This is a genomic window from Winogradskyella haliclonae (genome assembly GCF_014635865.1).
In the GTDB taxonomy this organism is placed as follows: Bacteria; Bacteroidota; Bacteroidia; order Flavobacteriales; family Flavobacteriaceae; genus Winogradskyella; species Winogradskyella haliclonae.
Genome location: NZ_BMDQ01000003.1, coordinates 69,980 through 93,676, shown reverse-complemented (window position 1 = coordinate 93,676; position 23,697 = coordinate 69,980). Strand labels below are relative to the sequence as shown.

At 34.7% G+C, this 23,697-nt stretch carries 22 protein-coding genes; 14 read left to right on the top strand and 8 right to left on the bottom strand.

Annotated features, from left to right (window positions below; genetic code table 11):
• Nucleotides 1-29 precede the first annotated feature (29 nt).
• The 3 genes from IEV10_RS10885 (at nt 30) to IEV10_RS10875 (ending at nt 4,555) form a co-directional block, all read left to right on the top strand.
• Complete coding sequence (locus IEV10_RS10885; RefSeq protein ID WP_188374765.1) at nt 30-1,928, top strand: CocE/NonD family hydrolase; 1,899 nt, start codon at nt 30-32, stop codon at nt 1,926-1,928.
• An 11-nt stretch (nt 1,929-1,939) separates the two neighbouring features.
• The gene (locus tag IEV10_RS10880) at nt 1,940-2,899 is read left to right on the top strand and encodes a YheT family hydrolase (protein WP_188374764.1); all 960 of its coding nucleotides are present in this window, start codon (nt 1,940-1,942) and stop codon (nt 2,897-2,899) included.
• A 117-nt stretch (nt 2,900-3,016) separates the two neighbouring features.
• Nucleotides 3,017-4,555 (top strand): YifB family Mg chelatase-like AAA ATPase, encoded by a 1,539-nt coding sequence (locus IEV10_RS10875; RefSeq protein ID WP_188374763.1) that lies wholly within the window; start codon nt 3,017-3,019, stop codon nt 4,553-4,555.
• Here the strand turns inward: IEV10_RS10875 and IEV10_RS10870 are convergent, their stop codons facing one another.
• Nucleotides 4,556-6,715, bottom strand: a complete 2,160-nt coding sequence (locus tag IEV10_RS10870) for a hypothetical protein (RefSeq protein WP_188374762.1) — start codon at nt 6,713-6,715, stop codon at nt 4,556-4,558.
• A 103-nt stretch (nt 6,716-6,818) separates the two neighbouring features.
• Between IEV10_RS10870 and IEV10_RS10865 the strand changes: the two genes are divergently transcribed.
• From IEV10_RS10865 to IEV10_RS10845, 5 genes are read left to right on the top strand one after another with little or no spacing between them, the layout of a single operon-like run.
• Complete coding sequence (locus tag IEV10_RS10865) at nt 6,819-7,931, top strand: DUF2891 domain-containing protein (RefSeq protein WP_188374761.1); 1,113 nt, start codon at nt 6,819-6,821, stop codon at nt 7,929-7,931.
• Nucleotides 7,928-9,154: an Nramp family divalent metal transporter gene (locus IEV10_RS10860; RefSeq protein ID WP_229719714.1), complete on the top strand. Its 1,227-nt coding sequence runs from the start codon at nt 7,928-7,930 to the stop codon at nt 9,152-9,154. The genes IEV10_RS10865 and IEV10_RS10860 overlap by 4 nt, the downstream gene beginning before the upstream one ends.
• Nucleotides 9,144-9,887 carry a 5-oxoprolinase subunit PxpA gene (gene pxpA, locus IEV10_RS10855; protein WP_188374759.1) on the top strand — a complete coding sequence of 248 codons (744 nt, stop codon included), beginning with the start codon at nt 9,144-9,146 and terminating at the stop codon, nt 9,885-9,887. The genes IEV10_RS10860 and pxpA overlap by 11 nt, the downstream gene beginning before the upstream one ends.
• A gap of 6 nt (nt 9,888-9,893) precedes the next feature.
• Nucleotides 9,894-10,619: a 5-oxoprolinase subunit PxpB gene (gene pxpB, locus IEV10_RS10850; protein WP_188374758.1), complete on the top strand. Its 726-nt coding sequence runs from the start codon at nt 9,894-9,896 to the stop codon at nt 10,617-10,619.
• The gene (locus IEV10_RS10845; protein ID WP_188374757.1) at nt 10,619-11,467 is read left to right on the top strand and encodes a 5-oxoprolinase subunit C family protein; all 849 of its coding nucleotides are present in this window, start codon (nt 10,619-10,621) and stop codon (nt 11,465-11,467) included. The genes pxpB and IEV10_RS10845 overlap by 1 nt, the downstream gene beginning before the upstream one ends.
• Before the next feature lie 3 nt (nt 11,468-11,470).
• Here the strand turns inward: IEV10_RS10845 and IEV10_RS10840 are convergent, their stop codons facing one another.
• Genes IEV10_RS10840 through panB form a run of 3 tightly spaced genes read right to left on the bottom strand, consistent with a single transcriptional unit; the run spans nt 11,471 to nt 13,500 of the window.
• Complete coding sequence (locus IEV10_RS10840) at nt 11,471-12,175, bottom strand: RluA family pseudouridine synthase (RefSeq protein ID WP_188374756.1); 705 nt, start codon at nt 12,173-12,175, stop codon at nt 11,471-11,473.
• Nucleotides 12,175-12,678 carry a cupin domain-containing protein gene (locus tag IEV10_RS10835; protein ID WP_188374755.1) on the bottom strand — a complete coding sequence of 168 codons (504 nt, stop codon included), beginning with the start codon at nt 12,676-12,678 and terminating at the stop codon, nt 12,175-12,177. The genes IEV10_RS10840 and IEV10_RS10835 overlap by 1 nt, the downstream gene beginning before the upstream one ends.
• Nucleotides 12,679-12,681: 3 nt before the next feature.
• A complete protein-coding gene (panB, locus tag IEV10_RS10830; protein ID WP_188374754.1) occupies nt 12,682-13,500 on the bottom strand; it encodes a 3-methyl-2-oxobutanoate hydroxymethyltransferase in 819 nt (272 codons plus the stop codon).
• A gap of 105 nt (nt 13,501-13,605) precedes the next feature.
• On the opposite strand from panB, the gene IEV10_RS10825 reads away from it, so the two are divergent.
• A complete protein-coding gene (locus IEV10_RS10825; protein WP_188374753.1) occupies nt 13,606-14,079 on the top strand; it encodes a nuclear transport factor 2 family protein in 474 nt (157 codons plus the stop codon).
• Nucleotide 14,080: 1 nt separating this feature from the next.
• Here the strand turns inward: IEV10_RS10825 and IEV10_RS10820 are convergent, their stop codons facing one another.
• Both IEV10_RS10820 and IEV10_RS10815 read right to left on the bottom strand, forming a co-directional pair.
• A complete protein-coding gene (locus IEV10_RS10820; RefSeq protein ID WP_188374752.1) occupies nt 14,081-15,505 on the bottom strand; it encodes an L-serine ammonia-lyase in 1,425 nt (474 codons plus the stop codon).
• Nucleotides 15,506-15,628: 123 nt separating this feature from the next.
• Nucleotides 15,629-16,108, bottom strand: a complete 480-nt coding sequence (locus IEV10_RS10815) for a hypothetical protein (RefSeq protein ID WP_188374751.1) — start codon at nt 16,106-16,108, stop codon at nt 15,629-15,631.
• A gap of 207 nt (nt 16,109-16,315) precedes the next feature.
• On the opposite strand from IEV10_RS10815, the gene dnaK reads away from it, so the two are divergent.
• Nucleotides 16,316-18,220, top strand: a complete 1,905-nt coding sequence (gene dnaK / locus IEV10_RS10810; protein ID WP_188374750.1) for a molecular chaperone DnaK — start codon at nt 16,316-16,318, stop codon at nt 18,218-18,220.
• A gap of 76 nt (nt 18,221-18,296) precedes the next feature.
• Here the strand turns inward: dnaK and IEV10_RS10805 are convergent, their stop codons facing one another.
• Entirely contained in the window at nt 18,297-18,713 is a 417-nt protein-coding gene (locus IEV10_RS10805) for a hypothetical protein (protein WP_188374749.1), read from the bottom strand.
• 71 nt (nt 18,714-18,784) lie between these two features.
• Here IEV10_RS10805 and IEV10_RS10800 point away from each other — a divergent pair, with 71 nt between their 5' ends.
• The 4 genes from IEV10_RS10800 (at nt 18,785) to IEV10_RS10785 (ending at nt 22,746) form a co-directional block, all read left to right on the top strand.
• Entirely contained in the window at nt 18,785-20,017 is a 1,233-nt protein-coding gene (locus IEV10_RS10800) for a class I SAM-dependent rRNA methyltransferase (protein ID WP_188374748.1), read from the top strand.
• 56 nt (nt 20,018-20,073) lie between these two features.
• Entirely contained in the window at nt 20,074-21,021 is a 948-nt protein-coding gene (locus IEV10_RS10795) for an NAD(P)H-dependent flavin oxidoreductase (protein WP_188374747.1), read from the top strand.
• Between the two features lie 130 nt (nt 21,022-21,151).
• Nucleotides 21,152-21,499 carry a YciI family protein gene (locus IEV10_RS10790; RefSeq protein ID WP_188374746.1) on the top strand — a complete coding sequence of 116 codons (348 nt, stop codon included), beginning with the start codon at nt 21,152-21,154 and terminating at the stop codon, nt 21,497-21,499.
• Nucleotides 21,499-22,746 (top strand): RNA polymerase sigma factor, encoded by a 1,248-nt coding sequence (locus IEV10_RS10785; RefSeq protein ID WP_188374745.1) that lies wholly within the window; start codon nt 21,499-21,501, stop codon nt 22,744-22,746. The genes IEV10_RS10790 and IEV10_RS10785 overlap by 1 nt, the downstream gene beginning before the upstream one ends.
• Here IEV10_RS10785 and IEV10_RS10780 read toward each other — a convergent pair whose 3' ends face one another.
• Nucleotides 22,747-23,601, bottom strand: coding sequence for an AraC family transcriptional regulator (locus tag IEV10_RS10780; protein ID WP_188374744.1), 855 nt, complete (start codon nt 23,599-23,601; stop codon nt 22,747-22,749).
• Nucleotides 23,602-23,697: the final 96 nt, after the last annotated feature.

The following is a 23,697-nucleotide window of genomic DNA, read 5'->3' as shown; positions in this document are numbered from 1 at the left end:
TAGGCTTTAATTCAAAATCACCAACCACAATGATTAAAAGAATTTTTCTTGTAGCTGTGTTTTCAATCTCTGTGATAGCTTGTAAAGACACAAAAGACATTAATTTAACTGAAGCCGAAACGGCATCAAATAAAGTCAGTATTTCTGATGACACTTATGCCAAAGACCATTACAATAAAAAGGAAGTAATGATAGAGATGCGTGACGGCATCAAATTACATACTACAATCTATAGTCCAAAAGATACTTCTAAAACCTATCCGATTTTAATGATGCGTACGCCATACAGTTGTAGACCTTATGGTGAAAACGAGTATAAATCAAAGCTGGGACCAAATAAGTACCTCATGGAAGAAGGTAATATTATGGTATATCAAGATGTACGTGGTCGTTGGAATAGTGAAGGTGTTTACGATAATATGCGTGCATATATACCTAATAAAACTGGGACACAATTTGACGAAGCTAGTGATACCTATGATACTATTGAATGGTTAGTTAATAATGTGGAAAATAACAATGGAAATGTTGGGACTTATGGTATATCTTATCCAGGTTTTTACGCCACATACTCTCTTTTAGATTCGCATCCAGCGTTAAAAGCAGTGTCCCCACAAGCTTGTATTGGAGACTTTTTCTTTGATGATTTTATTCATAATGGCGCCTATTTGTTGAGTTATTGGAGAGCAACGTCGGTGTTTGGGTATATGAAAGACACACCAACGAAAGAAGCTTGGTATAGTTTCCCTGATATAGAAACAGAGGATCAGTACCAGTTCTTTTTAGATCATATGCCGTTAAGTAAGTTAGATGATTATTACGGTGAGGACAATGTGTTTATGACGCAATTAGAAGAGCATGTTACTTATGATGAGTTTTGGCAGAGCCGAGGAATTATTCAGCATTTAAAAGATATCAAGCCAGCAACAATGATTGTAGGTGGACAATTTGATGCAGAAGATTTATATGGGCCATATAATACATATAAGAGTATTGAAGCTAATAGTGATAACTATAATACGGTTGTCTTTGGGCCATGGAGTCATGGCGATTGGGCAAGAACGAGTGAAAGACAAGTGATTGGCAATGTACATTTTGGAGATAATCTTTCAGATTATTTTCAGAAAGAGATTGAAACAAAATTCTTTAACCATTTTCTAAAGGGTGAAGCTAATGGCGAAACAGGTTTGCCAGAAGCACAAATGTTTGATACCGGAAAGAAAGAATGGCAATCATTCGTAAAATGGCCACCAGAGAATGCGACTAAGGAGAGCTATTGGTTACAACCGAACGAGCGTTTAACTAAGCAAGCAACACGAAATATTGCAACATCAGATTTTGTGAGTGACCCAAAAAAACCGGTACCTTATTCTGAAGATATTAAAGTGGTATTTACACCACGTAAATTTATGACTGATGACCAGCGTTTTGCATCGCGACGTCCAGATGTATTGACTTTTGAAACTGAAGTTTTAGAAAATGATATCACGCTTGCAGGCGATATTTTATCTAAACTCAATGTGTCTACAACAGGAACAGCAGCCGATTGGATTGTAAAAATTATTGATGTTTTCCCAGCAGATACTGAGAATACAGAAGATGTGCAAGACCATTTAAAATTAAGTAACTACCACATGCTAGTGCGTAGTGAAGTTATAAGAGGGCGCTTTAGAAATAGTATGACAAACCCAGAACCTTTTGTGCCTAACCAAAAGACTGCTGTTAATTTAAAGCTGCAAGATGTGTTTCATACATTTAAAAAAGGTCATAAGATTCAAGTACAAGTGCAGAGCACATTTTTTCCATATATAGATGCTAATCCACAAACCTATGTAGATAATATCTTTAAGGCTAAAGATGAAGACTTTAAAGCACAAACACATAAAGTGTATAATGACTCTTCAATAGAATTTACAATCTTGAAATAGTACAAGCTTAAATGCCAATTATAGAATCAAGCTATAAACCACTCTTTTGGGCGAAGAGTGGTTTTGTATCTACAGTTTTTTCTGGTTTAGCTAGAAAAGTAAAAGGCGTTCATCAAACTCGTGAACGGATTGCACTACCAGATACTGATTTTTTGGATTTGGATTGGAGTTATACTGAGAAAGAATCTAATAAAGTCATCATTTTACTTCACGGACTTGAAGGTCATGCGCAACGCCCATACTTAACTGGAGCTGCTAAACTATTTAACCAAAATGGGATTGATGCTTGTGCAGTGAATTTTAGAGGTTGCAGTGGTGAACCTAATTTGTTGTATCGTAGTTATCATTCTGGTGCTACAGAAGATTTAGAGGCTGTAATAAACCATATTATTTCTACAGGGAAGTACGACGAGATTTATATAAAAGGTATAAGTCTTGGCGCTAATATGGCTTTAAAATATATCGGAGAAGAACGTGAAGTGCCCAAGCAAATAAAAGCGGTAATAGCAGTGTCTTCGCCTTGCGATTTAAAAGGGTCTTGTGACGAATTATTAAGCTTAAAAAACAGAGCATATGCCATCCGATTTTTAGACCATTTAAAGCAAAAGCTGAAGCCTAAGTTAGAGCAGTTTCCTAATAAGATCTCTATAGATGATTATAAGTCTATTAAAACCCTAATCGATTTTGACCATGTGTATACCTCAAAAGCACATGGTTACAAAGACGCTTATGATTATTATGAAAAGGCGAGTAGTTTACAGTTTTTGCCTAATATTAAAGTGCCTTCCTTGTTAATTAATGCGCTGAATGATTCGTTTTTGTCCTCAGGTTGTTTTCCCGTAAAAGAAGCTAAAGCAAATCCTAATTTGTATTTAGAAATGCCCAAATACGGAGGACATGTAGGGTTCATACAAAAAGGGGAATTTTACTACAACGAAAAAAAAGCTTTAGAGTTTGTGAATAGTATCTGATTTTGTCATTCTAAACCGCTGCACATAGCTTGTCGAAGTGTTGTTTCAGGATCTCATCATATTTAAGGGCTTTGTTTTAGTGAAAATTCTTTCATAGTTTTAATACAAATTAATTCTATGCTTAAAAAAGTTTTCGCCTCTGCCGTTTTTGGTGTTGAAGCTTCAACCATTACTGTTGAGGTAAATGTAGATAAAGGTGTTGGGTATCACTTAGTAGGCTTACCAGATAATGCCATAAAAGAAAGTAATTATCGTATTGCGGCGGCATTACAAAATAATGGTTTTCGAATTCCAGGTAAAAAGATTACCATAAACATGGCACCGGCCGATTTGCGTAAAGAAGGCTCGGCTTACGACCTCACTTTAGCCATTGGTATTCTATCTGCTTCAGGACAAATTAAGGTAGATGATTTAGAAGATTACCTTATTATGGGCGAATTGTCTCTAGATGGCTCTCTACAACCTATAAAAGGTGCTTTGCCAATTGCTGTAAAAGCAAGAGAAGAAGGTTTTAAAGGTTTTATTTTGCCCAATCAGAATGCAAAAGAAGCTGCTATTGTTAATGATTTAAAAGTCTTTGGGGTTGATAACATTACCCAAGTCATAAATTATTTTGATAAAGACGAGCAACTTCCGCAAACCATAATTGATACTCGTGAAGAATTTTATAAAAGTCTTAACTTTCCAGAATTTGATTTTGCGGATGTCAAAGGTCAAGAAAGTATTAAACGTTGTATGGAAATTGCCGCGGCTGGTGGTCATAACATTATTTTAATTGGTCCACCAGGTTCAGGGAAAACCATGTTAGCAAAACGACTGCCAAGTATTTTGCCACCAATGACTTTACATGAAGCACTTGAAACTACTAAAATACATTCCGTTGTTGGGCGTGTAAAAGCACATGCTGGATTAATGGCACAAAGACCGTTTCGTTCACCACACCATACGATATCAAATGTTGCGCTTGTTGGAGGTGGAAGTTATCCACAACCAGGTGAAATATCATTATCTCATAATGGTGTATTGTTTTTAGACGAATTACCAGAGTTTAAACGTGAGGTTTTAGAGGTGATGCGTCAACCTTTGGAAGATAGAGAAGTAACTATTTCTAGAGCTAAGTTTACGGTGACCTATCCAAGTTCATTTATGCTGGTAGCTAGCATGAATCCAAGCCCTAGTGGTTATTTTAACGACCCAGATGCACCTGTAACATCATCTCCAGCTGAAATGCAACGTTATATGGGTAAAATCTCAGGACCATTATTAGATCGTATAGATATTCATATCGAAGTAACGCCTGTCCCTTTTGAGAAGCTATCCGATGAACGAAAAGGAGAATCTTCAGTTGATATACGGAAACGCGTTACTGTTGCTCGCGAAATTCAGACAAAACGCTTCAAAGATTTAGAAAATGTGCATTATAATGCTCAGATGAATACCAAACAAATTCGAGAGTATTGTAAGCTGGATGAAACTTCACTAGAACTTTTAAAATCTGCTATGGAGCGTTTAAATTTGTCTGCAAGAGCTTACGATAGAATCTTAAAAGTATCACGCACTATTGCCGATTTAGAGGGTTCTAAAGATGTAAATGGAACTCATATTAGCGAAGCTATACAATACAGGAGTTTGGATAGAGACGGTTGGTTGGGGTAGTTAATATTTGTCTTTTAATAAGTAGTTATTGTTTTGCATTAATTTTTCCCAAGTCTTAGTTTTATTTTCATAGCTGTAGACTGCTGAAGCTTCTTTGCCTTCTTGAGTAGTTTCAAAGGCATATTGGTTACCGTATCTAGATAAAGAAATGTACTTATCCTCTGAGATTGGGTATAAGTGTAATTTTGTATTACCTGGACGTTCATAATACAGTTTATTATCTTCTATCCAAAATTGCCTTGCATTGCCATAACTACCTATAATATTTGAATATTGGACTAAAATTTCTTCCTCAGGCTTTTGTTTTACGTATTCTATATGTTGTAATGCTAACTTTAAAAAATAGTGTTCAGGATATTTTTCTATAGCTGTTTTATATAATTTTTCGGCGTTTTCATAGTCCCCTGTATTTAATGCGTCTTCAGCACTTTTAATTGTATCATCATATTTCCAATAATAGTAAACATTTGTAGTGTTATAGTTGTATTCGGTATTTACAGTAGCATAAAAACCTCCTGTTTCGCTAGTCAAAAATTCATTAATTACAATGGTACGGTAAATGTAACTTCCTAACATTAATTTATTATCTGAAGCTAGAATTGGCGCACCTAGTTCTTGATTAGAGACATAAGACAATATTTTGTTATTATCAATCCAATACTCATATTCTTGTTCAGTGATTTGGGAACGATATTTACCAACAAATTGTTCTAAACGTTTATTGGTGACTTGGTTATTATCTAAATAACTTATAACAGAATCTACCGGTGTTGTGAAATTTTTCCAATCTGGATTGAGAAGTTTAGTGCGTTCTTGGGTTTTTTTAGCAGCTTCTATATCACCCTTAAGCAGATAAGGTCTAATTTTAAAAGAAGACAAGCCTTGGTTATTTGGCTGAACTACTTCTAGGTTTTTAATAGCTTTAATAACTTCATCATAGTTTCCTGCCACTAAGCTAGCGTTTAGTAAATTTGAACCATTATCAATGCTTCTGTTTTTATTAAAACGCTCTTCAGAGTATTTTGCATAGGCTTCAATCTGTTTTGTTTCACCATAAACCGCATATAATAGTCTATTGTATATTTCGTCACTAGGGTCTATTTCTAATTGAAGCTTCAATAATTTCTCAGCCATCTCCCATTCTTCGTAAGCAATATGTCTTAAAATTCTTATTTGTAGCTGACGCTGCAAAGGGAGTTTTCCACTGTATTTGTAGGCTTGATTAATCAATTTTTTTTCGCCTTCTTCACCAAAACTATAACGTATACTTCGTTGGGCATTTTCAAAATATGATATGGCAAATTTAGGATCAAGTTCTTGGGCTTTATGATAATTTCTATTAATATGCTCTTTTATTGCATCTAGAGAATTACTATAAAACTCACTGAGGTTTAAGTCAATATAAGAATCTCTCTTTACTTCCGTAATACCCAGGTTACTTTTGATAAAAACACTAGCATCATCTAAAAGATTCAATAAATTATCACCTTCAAAAGTTTTTTCTGAGAGTACTTTGCCACTTTTTGCATTTCTTACTTTAGGGGTTACTTTGTATGTATCTCCGACGATTTCATAGGTGCCGTCTACATAGTAATCATTAAAGATTCTTGATTCAGTAACTTTGTTTACGGTTCCTTCGGAGTCTGAAGTAAACACCGAAAGCGTTTTATCTTGTAATAAGTCTTGATAAAGTAATTCTTGTATTCCTTCTTTTAACCAAATATTTGCAGTGTCCTTGACTTTTGGCTCAAACTCATATATGGGTAGTCCTATTCTAAATTCTTCTTTAGTGATAAGCTGAGTGGCTAAATTTCCTTCGTCATTAGTATAACTGATTTCTTTGGTGGTGGCACCAAGATCACTACTGCCAAATCCAAAATAGGTTATTATACCAAGTAAAATAAAGTTAAGTGGAAAAATAATTTTTTCTCTAAGCTTTAAAATTCCACTATTAATTCTGTCCTGATTATAAAAATATATAAGAACTGAAGGGATAACACCTACAAAGATCCATAATAGAAGGTCGACCCAATTTGGAGATATATCGTAGCGATTTAATATCCAATCAATAAATTGTAAAAATGTCCATGCAGCAACTAGGTAAGCGGCTAAAAACTGAAGTGTTTTAATCCACTTTTTTTTACGTTTTTCTTCTCCCATTTATTGTAAATACTCAATTTAAATTGAAAGATAAATAATATATATGAAAACCAATACCTTGTAAATTGTATTTTTGATAAGTCCCATAAAAATAATATCACTAATGAAAACTATCTATATCGTTTTTTTGTTTCTCTTAGCGATGAGTTGCAATACAAAAGAAAACACTCAAGTTAAAGTTTCTGAAACTCTAGAAATTAAATTAGAAAAAATCCCAGATTTAAATCGTGAAGAAGCCAATCGGCTGGCTGAATTACCCTTAGCTTGTGTTGGTACAGAATATCCTAATCGCTTAGGGCAAACCTTAGGAGGTGATAAAGATTTAAAGTCGCCACAAGAATTGCATCCTGCATTTTATGGTTGCTTTGATTGGCATTCTGCAGTACATGGGCACTGGAGCTTGGTAAGTTTGTTGCGCCAATTTCCAGACTTAGAAAAAGCTAATGAAATAGAAGCTTGGTTGCTTAATAGTGTCTCAAAAAAAAATATAGAAATAGAAGTGGCCTATTTTGATGATAAAAACAATGCGTCTTTTGAGCGTACTTATGGTTGGGCATGGGTTTTAAAGCTTGCTGAGGAATTAAACCAATGGGATAGCGATGTCGCAAGACAAGTTGAAGAAAACATGCAGCCCTTAACTGATTTAATAGTTGATAAATATTTAGAATTTCTGCCAAAACTGAATTATCCAATCCGAGTAGGAGAGCACCCTAATACAGCATTTGGGTTAAGTTTTGCCTATGATTATGCTATGACATTGAATAAAACAGAATTAAAAACATTAATAGAAAAGCGTGCTCGTGATTTTTATTTTGCTGATGCAGGTTGTCCATTGGGATGGGAGCCAAGTGGTTTTGATTTTTTGTCACCATGTTTGGAAGAGGCTGCTTTAATGAAACGCGTTTTGTCTATAGAAGAATTTAAAAAATGGTTTGAGGAATTTTTACCACAATTAAAAGAAAAAGACTTTAATCTTGAAGTCGGCCGTGTTTCTGATAGAACTGATGGAAAGTTAGTGCATTTAGATGGTGTTAACTTTTCTCGTGCGTGGAGTTTAAATTATATATCTAAGGATTTGGAAGACTATAAACATTTAAAAAACTTAGCAAATAAACATATTAATAGTTCTTTACCAAGTATTGTTGGAGATAGTTATGAAGGTGGGCATTGGTTGGGTAGTTTCGCTATCTATGCACTAAACTCAATAGAAAGATAATGAAGAATTTCTTCAAAAATATAGGTCCTGGACCTTTGGTAGCTGCAGCTTTTATTGGTCCAGGAACAGTAACGCTTTGTACTGTAGCTGGTGTTAATTTTGGTTATGCTTTGCTTTGGGCAATGACCTTATCTGTCCTGGCAACCATAATTTTGCAAGAGATGTCCGCTAGATTAGGCGTAATAACTCAAAAAGGATTGTCAGAGACTATCCGTTCAAAAATTAAAAACCCTACGGTTAGAATACTAATAATAGCTCTTATCTTATCTGCTATTGTCATTGGTAATGCTGCTTATGAAGCTGGAAATATTTCTGGTGGAGCATTGGGTGTAAAAACACTTTTTGGTACACCGGAGTTTCAAACTTTTGACTTTAATATCGATGTATGGCCTATTATAATTGGGTTGGTAGCCTTTATAGTCTTGTATATTGGTAATTACAAAGTTATTGAGCGTGCATTAGTTTTTATGGTGATACTTATGAGCCTGGCTTTTTTGGTTACAGCAATCATAACTAAACCAAATGTTTTTGATGTACTTAACGGGATGTTTGTACCACAATTCCCAGAAAAGAGTATCCTAACAATTATTGGTTTAATTGGTACTACTGTTGTGCCTTATAATATATTTTTACATGCATCATTAGCAAAAACGAAATGGAAATCTGATAGTGATTTATCATATGCAAGAAAAGATACCGTTATAGCTGTTGTGTTAGGCGGTTTAGTGTCTATGTGTATCATTATTTCAGCATCGGCAGTTTCATTTCAAGATATTAATGATGCGTCAGATTTAGCACTAGGCTTACAGCCATTATTTGGAGATTTTGCAAAGTATTTTTTAGCCATTGGCTTGTTTTCTGCAGGAATTACAAGTGCAATCACGGCTCCTTTAGCTGCTGCTTATGTTGCTTCAGGTTGTTTGGGTTGGAATAGTAATTTAAAATCTAAACAGTTTAGGTTGGTATGGATTTTTATATTGTCCTTGGGTGTGTTATTCTCATCTATTGGATTTAAGTCTATTGAGATTATAAAGTTTGCTCAAGTAGCTAATGGTTTATTATTACCCATAATTGCTGGTATTTTGATATGGATTATGAATAAATCTAGTATTCTTGGCAAGTATAAAAACTCTACGCTTCAGAATGTTTTAGGATATTTCATATTAGGTATTACCCTTTTTTTAGGAGTAAAAACAATTTTAAGTGTATTTAATGTCATCTAATCTCAAAATAGATATTAATGCCGATGTTGGCGAAGGTATAGGCAATGAAGCGAGTTTGATGCCTTACTTGTCATCATGTAACATCGCTTGTGGCGGACATGCAGGTGATTTTGACACAATGAAATCTGTAGTAAAATTAGCCAAAGCACATCAAGTGAAAATTGGAGCACATCCGTCTTTTCCAGATAAATTAAATTTTGGGCGAGTAGATATGAAACTTTCGTCAGAGACGTTATTTGATAGTTTAAAATCTCAAATAGAAGATTTAGCAAATGTTTTAAAATCCGAAAGTATAGAGATGCATCATATAAAACCTCATGGGGCCTTATATAATTTGGCAGCAAAAGATTCTGAAATTGCTAAAGTGATTTTGAAAGTTTTAAAGTCTTTTCCATCGTCAGTGAAATTATATGCACCTTATAAATCTGTTATTTCTCAACTTGCAAAACATGAAAATATTGAAGTGGTCTTTGAAGGTTTTGCAGACCGAAATTACAATGAAGATTTGTCTCTCGTTTCACGTCAAAAAAATGAAGCTTTAATCACTAAAAAAGAAGCTGTTTTTGAACATGTTTTTAAGATGATTTCTGAACAAAAAGTTATAGCTATAAATGGAGTAGAAGTTGAGTTGTTTGTAGATACGATTTGTGTCCATGGTGACACAAAAAATGCACAAGATATTTTAGAATATTTGCACCATAACCTAGAACATAATAGTATTAGAATTGTATAATTGATTTTGAAATATAATCTTAAATATAGACCATTCAATGAACGCTCTATTTTAATAGAATGGCCATCAGTTATTGATGAGGACATGCTTCAAGATGTGCTAAACTTTAAAAATATCTTATTTCAAAAAAATGTTAAACTAAAAGTTGATATAATCAATACATATAATTCAATATTAGTTAATTATGTATATACTATTGAAGATGTCTATGATGAAATATTGCGTCTAAAAACCATTTATTCAAGCATAGAATCGCAAAGTGCTTTAAAATTGAAACTTTGGGAAGTTCCTGTTTGCTATGATGATGAATTTGGGATAGATTTAGAACTATTATCGACGACTAAATCACTTGCAAAATCAGAAATTATTCAACGGCATTCTCAACAAATATATACAGTTTTTTTTATTGGTTTTTTACCTGGGTTTTTATACTTAGGAGGCTTAGATGAATCGTTGTGTTTTGACCGAAAATCTACACCTAATTTGGATGTTAAAAAAGGAGCTGTTGGTATAGGTGGAAATCAGACAGGAATTTACCCTCAAAATAGTCCAGGTGGATGGCATATTATTGGCAATTCTCCTGTCAGCTTTTTTAACCCTAAAAAAGAGAATCCTTGCTTTGCAAAAGCTGGAGATAAAATAAAATTTATGCCTGTTTCTATGGAAGAGTATCATTCGATTTTGGAACAAGTAAATTCTAATTGTTATAAACCTAAAAGCATTTCAGTATAATGATTAAGGTTTTAAAACCAGGTATGTTTTCTACCATTCAAGATAAAGGTCGTTTTGGCTATGGTGAATATGGAGTTCCAAAAAGCGGAGCAATGGATTTATATTCTGCTGAATTAGCAAATACTTTGTTGGGTAATGCAAGAACTGACGCTGTGTTAGAAATCACAATGACTGGCCCTAAGCTAAAATTTGAGGCAGAAAGCTATATTGTTATCTGTGGTGCTGATATATCTCCATCTATTAATGGCGAAATAATTCAGAATAACAAAGTGTATAGTATTCTAAAAGGCGATATTCTTGAATTTGGTAAGCTAAAGTCAGGTTTACGTTCTTATATAGCTGTTAAAGGTGGATATAAAACAGAGAAAGTGCTAGGAAGTCAAAGTTATTACAAGCCAATCACAATAAATGATAGTATTACCGAAGGTGACGCGTTATCTTTTAACCAGCTTACAACCAAATTAAAACCGTCAAAACTATTTTCTAAGCTTAAGCCTATTGACTTCTCATCTGAGGTATTGGATGTGTTAAAAGGTCCAGAATTTGAATTATTATCTAATCTACAGAAAGATCAGCTAAAGTCTACACAGTTTATGGTTTCAAAGCTCTATAATCGTATGGCTTATCAGCTTTTACCACAAATTAATAATGACTTAAAATCGATACTTACTGGTCCAGTTTTACCTGGAACGGTTCAGTTAACTCCTTCTGGGAGACTGATTGTGTTAATGCGCGATTGTCAAACAACGGGAGGCTATCCAAGAGTTCTACAATTAACAGAGTCAGCAATTAATTTGCTAAGTCAAAAAAAAGAAAAAGATAAAGTAATATTTAGTTTAGTTGATTAAGGTCTAACTACAAGCATCCCAAAGTGGGTCTTTTGGTAGTGGTGCTTCAATAAAAATGGATTCTTTTTTTACAGGATGTATAAACTCTAATGTTCGCGCATGTAGGCTAATGCTTCCGTCTTTATTACTACGGTCAAAACCATATTTTAAATCTCCTTTTATAGGACATCCAATATTTGAAAGTTGTGCTCTTATTTGATGATGTCTTCCCGTTTCTAAGTCAATACTTAACAGATAGAAATTATCTAATGCTTTTATTATTTTATAGCTTAGTATAGCCTTTTTACTGTTCTCTATTTCCTTTTTATAAGCAGTAGATTTGTTGTTTTTAGGATTTTTTTTAAGCCAATTCACCAAAGTGTCTTCAGTTTTTGGCGGTTGATTTTTTACTAAAGCCCAATACGTCTTGTTGGCTTTCTTTTCAGCAAATAATTTGTTTAAACGAGGTAAAGCTTTACTAGTTTTGGCAAACAAGACAATGCCAGTTGTAGGTCTATCTAAGCGGTGTACAACACCGAGATATACATTTCCAGGTTTATTATATTTTTCCGCAATGTATTCTTTTACGACATTACTTAAAGGTTTGTCTCCCGTTCTGTCACCTTGCACAATATCGCCGGCACGTTTATTGACAACAATAATGTGGTTGTCCTCATAGATAACTTTTAAATTGTCTTTATCTGATATTGTTTTTTTTTGATTAGACATTATTGTCTTGTAAATGCTTTTATAATGTCTTTATGTTGAGGAAATTTACTAGCGAGTCTATTATATGATGCCAAAGTAAAATCTTTAAAATCAAAACCAGGGGAAACTGTACATCCAACTAGTCCATAACTATTTGGATTAATAACTCTTGCGGCAAACCAACAGTTTTTAGGGACAACTACTTGTAAGACTTCATTATTTAATATATCTCTTCCGACATTAATAGTATTTAATACTCCTTCTTCAGATATCATGTGCAATTCTATAGCATCACCTAAATAAAAGTGCCATATTTCATCTTGATTTATTTTATGAAATGCAGAAAAGTCATCAGATTTTAATAGATAATATATGCAGGTAGAGTGATTTCTTTCACCTTGAAAAACTTGGGGAAGAGAGGATTTAGATATAACGCCTTGACTTCTATATGTTTCTTTAAAAAAACCACCTTCAGGATGAGGTTGTAACTCAAGTTTTTGAATAATTTTTTCTAAAGCCTCCATAACTTAATATTGCTCCTTCTCATTAGGAAAATCTTCAGATTTTACATCAGTTACATATTGACCAATAGCTGTAGTCATTTCTTCATAGAGATTCATATAACGACGTAAAAAGCGAGGATTAAATTCATGTGTCATTCCAATCATATCGTGCAATACAAGGACTTGACCATCAACACCGTCACCAGCACCAATACCAATAACTGGAATTGATACACTCTCTGCAACTTCTTTAGCTAAAGCTGCAGGAATTTTTTCGAGAACAATTCCAAAACATCCTGCTTTTTCTAGCATTAAAGCGTCTTCTTTAAGCTGCATAGCTTCTTGCTCTTCTTTGGCTCTCACAGTGTACGTTCCAAATTTGTATATAGATTGAGGTGTTAATCCTAAATGTCCCATAACAGGAATACCGGCATTCAGAATTCGTTTTATAGATTCTTTTATTTCTTTGCCGCCTTCTAGTTTTACTGCATGACCGCCACTTTCTTTCATGATTCTAATTGCAGAACGAAGCGCTTCTTTAGGGTCACTTTGGTATGTTCCAAAAGGTAAATCAACAACTACTAAAGCACGATCTATGGCTCTGACTACAGAAGACGCATGATATATCATTTGATCAAGGGTTATTGGTAGAGTAGTTTCATGACCAGCCATGACATTACTTGCAGAATCGCCAACCAAAATCACGTCTACACCTGCACCATCTACTATTTTGGCCATCGTATAATCATAAGCTGTAAGCATAGATATTTTTTCGCCTTTAGACTTCATATCTACTAAAGTCTTTACTGTAATTCTTTTGTATTCTTTTTTAGCTACAGACATACTGTTATATTTAGTGAATGGTAAAAATAATGAGATTTGTTAAACTTTTGTTTAACTTTAAGTGGAAATACTATTTTGAAGGTATTTTGACAAAAATTATCAATCATGAAAAAAATTACCATTTGTATTCTGACCTTATGTTTTATGTCTTCGGCTTTTTCACAAACGTCTGAAGAAGATAAAGTTAAACAAACCATCATTGACTTCTTCGATGCTTTCCATAAGCAAGATACTGTGAGGCTAAAGTCCATGGCTAAGGGCAACATAAATATGCAATCTATTTCTTCTAATAAAGAAGGAAAAACACGCTTAGATGTAAACGATTACTATGGCTTTATAAAAAACATAGCTGGAATTCCTAAAGACAAGACTTTTGAAGAAAAATTACTAGACTTTAATATCAAAATTGATGGCAAGATGGCTAACGCTTGGACGCCTTATGAGTTTTGGTTTAATGGTAATTTTAGCCATTGCGGCGTAAATTCTTTTCAACTTATTAAGGAAGACGACAATTGGAAAATCATTTATCTCGTTGATAGTCGACGTCGACAAGGGTGTAAAGCACTTTCAAAGGGGTAAATTAACAATCTGCCATATTTACACCAATGGCTAAACCTCCTTCTGAGGTTTCTTTATATTTGGCACTCATATCCTTTGCAGTTTCCCACATCGTTTGGATTACTTTATCTAGAGGGACTTTTACATTTTCTGGGTCAGTGTCTAGTGCCAATTCTGAAGCATTTATGGCTTTTATGGCACCCATGGCATTCCGTTCTATACAAGGTATTTGGACTAAGCCACCAATGGGGTCACATGTAAGTCCTAAATGATGTTCCATAGCTATTTCGGCAGCCACAAGTACTTGACCAGGAGAACCACCCATTAATTCTGTAAGTGCCCCTGCAGCCATCGCTGAAGATACACCAATCTCTGCCTGACAACCACCCATGGCCGCAGAAATTGTGGCATTCTTTTTAAAGAGACTTCCGATTTCTCCAGCTACTAATAAGAATTTTTTGATATCCTCAAAGTCAGCATCATGATTTTCAATTACCATATAATACATTAAAACTGCAGGTATAACACCGGCACTTCCATTTGTAGGTGCTGTAACTACGCGACCAAGAGAGGCGTTAACTTCGTTTACTGCTAATGCAAAGCAAGACACCCATTTAAGTATTTGTCTAAATTTTACCTCTGTGTCTCTTATGGAATGGATCCATTCGTAAGCATTGCTGTAAGGTGTTTTGCCTTTGAGTTTTTCATGAGTTTCGTAAGCACGTCTAATGACATTAAGTCCACCAGGTAATATGCCTTTAGTGTGGCAACCCACATACATACTGTCAAGCATGACATCCCAAATGGCTTTTAATTTGGCATCAATTCTATCTGGATCACGTAATGATAATTCGTTTTTGTATACGAGCTCACTAATCGATAATTTTTCTTTTTTGCAATATTCTAAAATCTCTGTGGCTTTTTGAATTGGAAAAGGGAAGCCTTCAAACTTTTCGGTTTGTCTTTTGGCACGTTTGCGTTCTTCTTGCACAATAAAACCGCCGCCAATTGAGTAGTAGGTTGAAGATTTCTTTAATCCGTTCCTTAAGCTAGCCGTAAAAGTTACTCCATTAGGGTGAAAATCTAAAAATTCGCGATTAAAAATAATATGTTGCTCAAAATAGAAAGGAATCTCTTTTTCAAGATTAAGCATCAGAGTTTTTGAGACTTTCACTTTATCCACTTGATTCTGAATATCAGCAATATCAAAAGTTACAGGGTCAGTTCCTAAAAGTCCCATGAGTACAGCAATATCTGTAGCATGACCTTTGCCAGTTAATGCCAATGACCCAAAAAGTTCTACTTGTACTGAGGCAACTCCAGTAAATAGTTCTCTATTCTGAAGGTCTTTAATCCATTGTTTTGCTGCTCGCCATGGCCCAAGCGTATGAGAACTCGATGGCCCAACACCGATACTTAACATATCAAAAACAGAAATAGATTCCATTAGCGCAAACGATTTAGTTTCGTCGCAAATATAGATGTTGTTTTTATATGGTGTTTGCTTTTTTTTGGAAATAAAAAAGCCTGAACTATAATTCAGGCTTTTCAATATATATAGGACGACTAATTATCGTCTCGGGAAACTTGTAATTCCGTGCCTCTGCATCACTACGTTAATGTCTGAATTGTCTACACGACCAACATTATCAGCGGGTACGACAACAACTCTGAATACTTGATTTTGCGTCCAGATATCATCAACATTATCTAAATCTGAACCTTCTAAAAAGAAGCGAACATCATCTTGAGTAAAATCGAAATTGTAAACTAAATCATCACCATTGTCAAAAATCACGGTCTGCGGAACCAATCTCCAAACGTCTTGACCATTAATCGTATCCCATAAAATGTAAACTAAAGTTACATCCGATGGAAATACATTAAAACCATAAGGTTCAATAAATTCATAATTGTTAGCGGCATTAAAATCGACAACTATTTCAAAAGCTGAAGACACAAAATCATTGTTTTGAACCTGAACGATTTCTTCTGTTGTACAGCTATTTAACAAAGTAATGGCAAAAATAAATGTAAGTATACGTTTCATAATATCTAAGTTTTTCTTCTAAGTTATCAAATGTCATACCAAAGATTTTACTTCAGTTTTAATTTTGATTTTATAATGTGACATCATGTCATATTTTTTCTGATGGCATAATCATTGACTAATACAAATCGTAATTATTTAATGAATCATATTATAATTTCTACCTCGATGGCTATCAGGAGAAATATTTAAAACTATAAACAAATTATGAGTAAGATTATTGGAATTGACTTAGGAACAACCAACTCTTGCGTTTCAGTAATGGAAGGTAATGAACCAGTTGTAATACCTAATGCAGAAGGTAAGCGCACAACACCTTCGGTTATCGCTTTCGTTGAAGGTGGTGAAATTAAAGTTGGTGACCCAGCAAAAAGACAAGCAGTAACAAACCCAACAAAAACGGTTTATTCGATTAAGCGTTTTATGGGAAATAAATATTCTGAATCTAAAAAAGAAGCAGAACGTGTACCATATACAGTGGTTAAAGGTGACAACGATACACCTCGTGTCGATATTGATGGTCGCTTATACACACCACAAGAATTATCAGCAATGATTCTTCAGAAAATGAAGAAAACTGCTGAAGACTATTTAGGTCAAGATGTATCAGAAGCTGTAATTACAGTACCAGCATACTTTAATGATGCGCAACGTCAAGCTACTAAAGAAGCTGGTGAGATTGCAGGTCTTAAAGTTCGTAGAATCATCAACGAACCAACGGCAGCAGCTTTAGCTTATGGAATGGATAAGAAAGGTACAGACCAAAAAATCGTGGTATTCGATTTTGGTGGTGGTACACATGATGTGTCTATCCTAGAATTAGGTGATGGTGTATTTGAAGTATTATCTACTGATGGTGATACACACTTAGGTGGTGATGATGTAGACGAAAGAATTATCGATTGGTTAGCAGAAGAGTTTATTGCAGACGAAGATATGGACTTACGTAAAGACCCAATGGCTTTACAACGTCTTAAAGAAGCTGCCGAAAAAGCAAAGATTGAATTATCATCTTCTGCTCAAACAGAAATCAATTTGCCATACGTAACAGCCACAGCTAGTGGGCCAAAGCACTTAGTACGTACATTAACACGTGCAAAATTTGAGCAGTTAATCGACGATTTAATTAAAAGAACAATTGAACCTTGCCAAACAGCATTAAAGGCAGCAGGTTTATCTAAGTCAGATATTGACGAGGTAATTCTTGTAGGTGGCTCTACGCGTATTCCAGTAGTGCAAGCTGCAGTAGAATCTTTCTTCGGAAAAGCGCCAAGTAAAGGCGTTAATCCTGATGAAGTTGTATCTCTAGGAGCAGGTATCCAAGGCGGTGTATTGACAGGTGATGTAAAAGATGTTCTTTTATTAGATGTAACGCCATTATCTCTTGGTATTGAAACTATGGGTAATGTAATGACAAGATTAATTGATGCCAATACAACGATTCCTACCAAGAAATCTCAAGTATTCTCAACGGCAGCTGATAATCAGCCATCGGTAGAGATTCATGTATTACAAGGTGAGCGTCCAATGGCAGCAGATAATAAAACAATAGGTCGTTTCCACTTAGATGGTATTCCACCAGCAAAAAGAGGAACACCCCAGATTGAAGTAACTTTTGATATCGATGCCAATGGTATTATTAAAGTATCTGCTGAAGATAAAGCTACAGGTAAGAAACAAGATATTCGTATTGAAGCGTCTTCTGGATTAACAGATGAAGAAATCCAAAAGATGAAAGCTGAAGCTGAAGCTAATGCTGATGCGGATGCAAAGGCTAAAGAAACAGCTGAAAAATTAAATCAAGCAGATGCAATGATTTTCCAAACAGAAAGTCAATTAGCAGAGTTTGGTGATAAATTATCTAATGATAAGAAAAAGCCAATCGAAGAGGCGCTAGCTGAATTAAAAACAGCTTACGAATCAAAAGACTTAGCAGTTATAGAGCCAGCTTTAGAGAAAATTAATGAAGCTTGGAAAGTCGCTTCTGAAGAAATGTACAAAGCACAAGCCGAAGCTCAAGGTGGCGCACCAGGTCCTGATGCAGGAGCTCAAGGTCAACCAGAAGCCGAAGGTGATAATGTAGAAGACGTTGACTTCGAAGAAGTGAAATAAATTTCGATTCTGAAAAATTAAATATAAAAGCCCAACAAATACTGTTGGGCTTTTTTAATATTTGATAGTTTTTTAATTAATATCTATTACGCTTCCTTGTGAATTCTCGACCGAACTTTTTTGCAAATTGATTCAGCTTATCTTCATTAATTCCTGCACTAGATAATACTTTGGCATTATATAATTTCTTAACGATCCATTTTTTGTAGCCAATTCCAACTTCCGTTTCAAAAAGGATATCATCTAGATTATCTGCTTTATAAATTTCCATATAGCCATATTGTCCCCAATCAATCCATTTTAAGTACAGTAATTGCTCGTCTTGAAGGTTGTTAATATAAAATGCACCGCGACTAACATCATCTTTTTCAATTTTACAAGTATTCACTTTATCTACGGTAACGTTTCCTTTTTTGATTTTAACTTTCTGAGCAAAAGAAACACTTGATACGATAACAAGCGCAAGTAGAAGTGATAATTGTTTGATTTTCATTTTTATTGTAATTATTAGTTTATAACTGCCAAAATAAGTAGTTAAATTGCAACTCCAAAACTATTTGTCATTTGAATACATTTTCAGACTCTATAACATCAATTTATCAACCCAAGCGTTTGGCTGTAAAGCTTAATTCTAAAGGCGAACAATCTGTTATAAAAGGACATCCTTGGGTGTTTTCTAATAGTATTGTAAAGGTCAATGAGGATGCAAAGACGGGAGATTTGGCTATTATTTTCAGCAAGAATAAAAACAAAGTAGTTGGTATAGGACTGTATGACGCAAAGTCTCCAATCCGAATAAAAGTGATTCATAATGCGCAAACCAAAGCTGTTATCAATGCTGATTTTTTTCATACTAAAATTGAAAAAGCCTATGCATTACGTCTAGAGCTCTTAACCACTAATACTAATAGTTATCGTTTAATATTTGGCGAAAATGACGGCTTTCCAGGTTTAATAGCAGATGTATATGCTAAAGTATTAGTCGTCAAGTTGTATTCAGAAATATGGTTGCCATATTTAGAACCGATAGTACATAGTTTGCAACAGGTTTCTAATTCAGAGACTGTTGTTATGCGTTTAAGCAGAAATCTACAGAATAGTAATAATCATAACCTAAAAGATGGCGACGTAATTTATGGTGTTTTAGAAGATGAAGTAGTACAATTTATTGAGCATGGCATCAACTTTTCTGCTAATGTTATTAAAGGTCATAAAACAGGTTATTTTTTGGATCATCGCGAAAATAGAAGGCGAGTAGGTGAATTAAGTACAGGTAAAAAGGTGCTTGATGTATTTTCTTATGCTGGAGGATTTTCTGTTCATGCATTGGCAAATGGCGCAGATGAGGTAACGAGTTTAGATATTAGTAAACAAGCTTTGGATGTCGCCAGAGATAATGGGAGACTTAATGATTATGTTGGCCAGCATAAAACCATTTCTGGAGATGCTTTTAAGGAAATGGAGGCTTTAATTAAAAAAGACAAACGTTATGATATTGTAGTCATTGATCCACCAAGCTTTGCAAAGCAACAATCAGAAATAGAATTGGCCAAAAAGAAATATGCACAATTGGCCGAATTAGGTGAGAAGTTAACAGCAAAAAATGGTTTACTGATTCTTGCCTCATGTTCTTCACGAGTTTTAGCACAATCTTTTTTTGATTTAAATCTGCGTGTCCTAAACGCCCAGTCTCGCCTGTTTGAAACCATGCTTAAAACTAAACATGATATAGATCATCCAGTGACTTTCCCAGAAGGTGCTTATTTAAAGTGTGGCTATTATCGATTCTTAGATTAAAACTATTATGCATGCATAATATATTTTAGTATATTTGACAAAATCTATAGTAGAAGATGCAAACAAAACTTACCCAATTACTTCAAATAAAACATCCAATTATTCAGGCACCAATGTTTTTAGTATCTAATGTAGCAATGGTTACTGAAGCCATGAACGCTGGTATTGCGGGTTGTATTCCAGCCTTAAATTATAGGACTTTAGAGGAATTACGTGCTGCTCTTAAAGAACTGAAGGCTAATAAACCAGAAGGCGGTTCGTTTGGTTTTAATTTGATTGTAAACAAGTCTAACGTAAAGTATAAAGGGCAATTAGAAGTGATTTGCGAGGAAGGTTGCGATTTTATTATTACATCTTTAGGGAGTCCAGAAGAAACAATTAAACAAGCGCATAAAGCCGGTATTAAAGTATTTTGTGATGTTGTAGACTTAAAATTTGCTAAAAAGGTTGAAGGCCTTGGTGCTGATGCTGCTATTGCTGTTAATAATGAAGCCGGAGGTCACCGCGGAAACATGACACCTCAAGAGTTGACAGGCTTACTAAGTAAAGAATTGTTGATTCCGGTGATTTCAGCTGGAGGTGTAGGTTGTAAAGCAGATATTGATAAAATGCTGAGTTATGGCGCAGCAGGTGTTTCAGTTGGTAGTCCATTTATTGCTTCTGTTGAAGCTAGTGTTACAGATGAGTATAAGCAAGCATGTGTAGATTATGGTGCAAATGATATTGTAATGACTGAGCGTATTTCTGGTACGCCTTGCACTGTTATTAATACGCCTTATGTTCAGAAAATAGGAACCAAGCAAACTTGGTTAGAATCTGTCTTAAACAAAAATCGAAAGCTTAAAAAATGGGTCAAGATGATTCGCTTTTCTATTGGTATGAAAGCTACAGAAAAAGCAGCTAAAAAAGCAACTTACAAAACGGTTTGGGTTGCTGGACCTAGTATTGAACATACTAAAGCAATTCTCCCAGTTAAAGATATTGTTGCTAAGCTTACAAATTAGTTTAGAGACAATCCTCTTTTCTACTTAATTCAAAGTTTTTATCTTCATGTTCTAAATTAATTAATAAAGTTGTCCCCTTTGCTTTTCTCTTGAACGTCATAAGGGTATAAACAATTAAATTTTAGAAATTATGAAAAATTTTATGATGATTTTTGTCGGAAAAGAGTACACAGACCTTGGGTTATCACCAGAAGATATGCAAGGAAGAATGGAGAAGTGGTTTGCTTGGGGAAGTAAAATGGAGAAAGCAGGAATTCTTAGAGGCGGAGAAGCTTTAACGCCACAGATTAGAAGAATTGTTGGAGAAAACAGAACTGTTACGGATCTAACGTCTGCTGAAGTTAAAGAGATTGTAGGAGGCTTTTATTTAATAGAAGCGAGAGACTTTGATGCTGTACAAAAAATTGCCGAAGATTTTCCGGATTATGATTTAGGTAATACTGTTGAGATTCGTGAAATTATGGTCTTCGATAGTTAATGGAACATAAAGTCATAGACCATCTATTTCGCCATCATAGTGGAAAGATGGTCTCTGTTTTAACTCGAATTTTTGGGTTGCAGCATTTAGATATTATAGAAGATGCTGTACAAGACACTTTTCTTAAAGCGAGCATAAGTTGGCGTAAACAACAACCAGACTATCCTGAGGCTTGGCTGACTAAAGCTGCAAAAAATAGAGTTCTAGACATTTTCAGAACACTAAAAACAAAACAAAAACATATTGGTCAATTATCTACTGGTACAGATGCCATAGCCATCAACGAACTCTTTCTCGATAAAGAAATTGAAGATGCACAATTACGGATGATTTTTACGGCCTGTCATCCAAAACTAGATGCTAGAGATAGAATATCATTTGCACTTAAAACAGTTTCAGGATTTAGTACAAAAGAAATAGCCTCTGCATTACTCACCAAACATGAAACCATAAAGAAACGCCTCGTACGCGCAAGAAAATCAATTCAAAAAGCAGATTTAAAATTTTCTATTCCTCAAGGAAACGCATTGAATGAGCGCTTAGAAACCGTCATGGAAGTCTTGTACTTAATTTTTAATGAAGGCTTTCATTCCAACAAAAAAGAGCAGTTAATTAGAGAAGATTTATGTGGCGAAGCCATGCGATTATGTCGATTACTACTGAAACATGAGACGATGCGTCAACCTAAAGTCTATGCCTTATTTGCATTGATGTGTTTTCATTCGGCACGATTGGCTTCAAAAACAGATACTAATAATGAAGTTTTAGATTTAAAGCATCAAGACAGAACATTATGGCATTTCCCTTTGATACAATTGGGAAATACCATGATGAATAAAGCTGTGGAAACCGAAACATTCTCATCATACCATTACGAAGCTGCGATTGCTGCTGAGCATTTAAAAGCTCGAACTTTTGAAGATACCAATTGGGATAAGATTTTACATTGGTACCAATCACTTTACGAGTTACAACCCATGCCTTCGCATGTATTGACTATGGCAGTTATATGTCTTCAAAATGAAGATTATAAAAGTGCCAACGCGTATTTCAAAAAACTCAATCCAGACGCTTTAGAACAACGAAAGTATTTATACTACGCAGCAAAAGCAGATTATTATAAAGCCACAAAAGATTTCAAATCTGCCCTTGAGCATATCAGCGAAGCAATTAACTGTGTTAATAACGACTTAGAGAAGCAGTACCTCCTAAAAAAACAAGAGGCTTGGCTTCTTGAGTTTAGCTAATTATTTAATCGGAATATAAAATTCTGTCTTTAATTTTTCTTCTGCCACACGTTCTGGGTTGCTAATATAGCGTTCTCGAACTGGCGCATCCCTTAGTTCATAGTCGGTTTGTAGTAACCAATCGTTAAACATAAAGTCGTATACCTCTGCAAAATACTTGTAACTCCCTTGGTATAAGAACATGGCAAATTTGCCGCCTTTAAGTGTTTTTAGGCCAACATCACCATTTGGTTTGGCATCTTTATGTATGATTAAACAGGCGTCGTATCTTGTTTTATTGGGCTCAGTAACATTGGGGTCATCATGCGGTAAGCCTAGCATTTGTATGCCTTTAGTAAATAGTTTTTGAGCTTTAATTTCTCCCCAAAGCTTTTGCCAAGCTAGTGGATAATCTAGCGTTTTATAATCACCTTGCATGCTGTAATACAGACATTTTTGGTCTTCTAGATTTAGGATTTTTGGTCTCTTGATGTTGAGTTTTGTTTTCATACTGTTCGTAGTTTTGAGTACTGATTGTTTTTTAGTTCGATGTTCACTTGGCGAAATACCAAAGTGATTTTTAAAAGCCTTTGACAACGACGAAGGTGTTTCAAAACCCACATTGTAAGCAATCTCTTCAATAGAACTTGTAGAATAGCGCAGCATTTTTGCTGCAGTTTCTAAACGCGTCTTGGTAATATAGGCGCCAATAGGTTCACCAAGTAATGCTCTTGTAATTCTATGAAAATGAAATGGCGAAAAATGCGACAACTCCGCCAAATGTTTAATATCTATTTTAGAATCTAAATGGTTATGGATGTAATCCACAACAGTATTTAGTTGCTCTTGGTAGATGTGTTTGGATGCTTTTTTCATCAGTTTCTATGGCTTTGAAAACAAAACTATGAGCAAATGTACAGAACTACTTTTCCAATCTTGCTAAACTGAATATTTTGTTGATAAGTGTTTCTA

Bases quoted from the DNA above. Each gene is read 5' to 3' on its own strand.
- IEV10_RS10885 (WP_188374765.1), top strand. From the start codon at position 30: ATGATTAAAAGAATTTTTCTTGTAGCTGTGTTTTCAATCTCTGTGATA.
- IEV10_RS10880 (WP_188374764.1), top strand. From the start codon at position 1,940: ATGCCAATTATAGAATCAAGCTATAAACCACTCTTTTGGGCGAAGAGT.
- IEV10_RS10875 (WP_188374763.1), top strand. From the start codon at position 3,017: ATGCTTAAAAAAGTTTTCGCCTCTGCCGTTTTTGGTGTTGAAGCTTCA.
- IEV10_RS10870 (WP_188374762.1), bottom strand. From the start codon at position 6,715: ATGGGAGAAGAAAAACGTAAAAAAAAGTGGATTAAAACACTTCAGTTT.
- IEV10_RS10865 (WP_188374761.1), top strand. From the start codon at position 6,819: ATGAAAACTATCTATATCGTTTTTTTGTTTCTCTTAGCGATGAGTTGC.
- pxpA (WP_188374759.1), top strand. From the start codon at position 9,144: ATGTCATCTAATCTCAAAATAGATATTAATGCCGATGTTGGCGAAGGT.
- IEV10_RS10845 (WP_188374757.1), top strand. From the start codon at position 10,619: ATGATTAAGGTTTTAAAACCAGGTATGTTTTCTACCATTCAAGATAAA.
- IEV10_RS10840 (WP_188374756.1), bottom strand. From the start codon at position 12,175: ATGTCTAATCAAAAAAAAACAATATCAGATAAAGACAATTTAAAAGTT.
- IEV10_RS10835 (WP_188374755.1), bottom strand. From the start codon at position 12,678: ATGGAGGCTTTAGAAAAAATTATTCAAAAACTTGAGTTACAACCTCAT.
- panB (WP_188374754.1), bottom strand. From the start codon at position 13,500: ATGTCTGTAGCTAAAAAAGAATACAAAAGAATTACAGTAAAGACTTTA.
- IEV10_RS10825 (WP_188374753.1), top strand. From the start codon at position 13,606: ATGAAAAAAATTACCATTTGTATTCTGACCTTATGTTTTATGTCTTCG.
- IEV10_RS10820 (WP_188374752.1), bottom strand. From the start codon at position 15,505: ATGGAATCTATTTCTGTTTTTGATATGTTAAGTATCGGTGTTGGGCCA.
- IEV10_RS10815 (WP_188374751.1), bottom strand. From the start codon at position 16,108: ATGAAACGTATACTTACATTTATTTTTGCCATTACTTTGTTAAATAGC.
- dnaK (WP_188374750.1), top strand. From the start codon at position 16,316: ATGAGTAAGATTATTGGAATTGACTTAGGAACAACCAACTCTTGCGTT.
- IEV10_RS10805 (WP_188374749.1), bottom strand. From the start codon at position 18,713: ATGAAAATCAAACAATTATCACTTCTACTTGCGCTTGTTATCGTATCA.
- IEV10_RS10795 (WP_188374747.1), top strand. From the start codon at position 20,074: ATGCAAACAAAACTTACCCAATTACTTCAAATAAAACATCCAATTATT.
- IEV10_RS10790 (WP_188374746.1), top strand. From the start codon at position 21,152: ATGAAAAATTTTATGATGATTTTTGTCGGAAAAGAGTACACAGACCTT.
- IEV10_RS10785 (WP_188374745.1), top strand. From the start codon at position 21,499: ATGGAACATAAAGTCATAGACCATCTATTTCGCCATCATAGTGGAAAG.
- IEV10_RS10780 (WP_188374744.1), bottom strand. From the start codon at position 23,601: ATGAAAAAAGCATCCAAACACATCTACCAAGAGCAACTAAATACTGTT.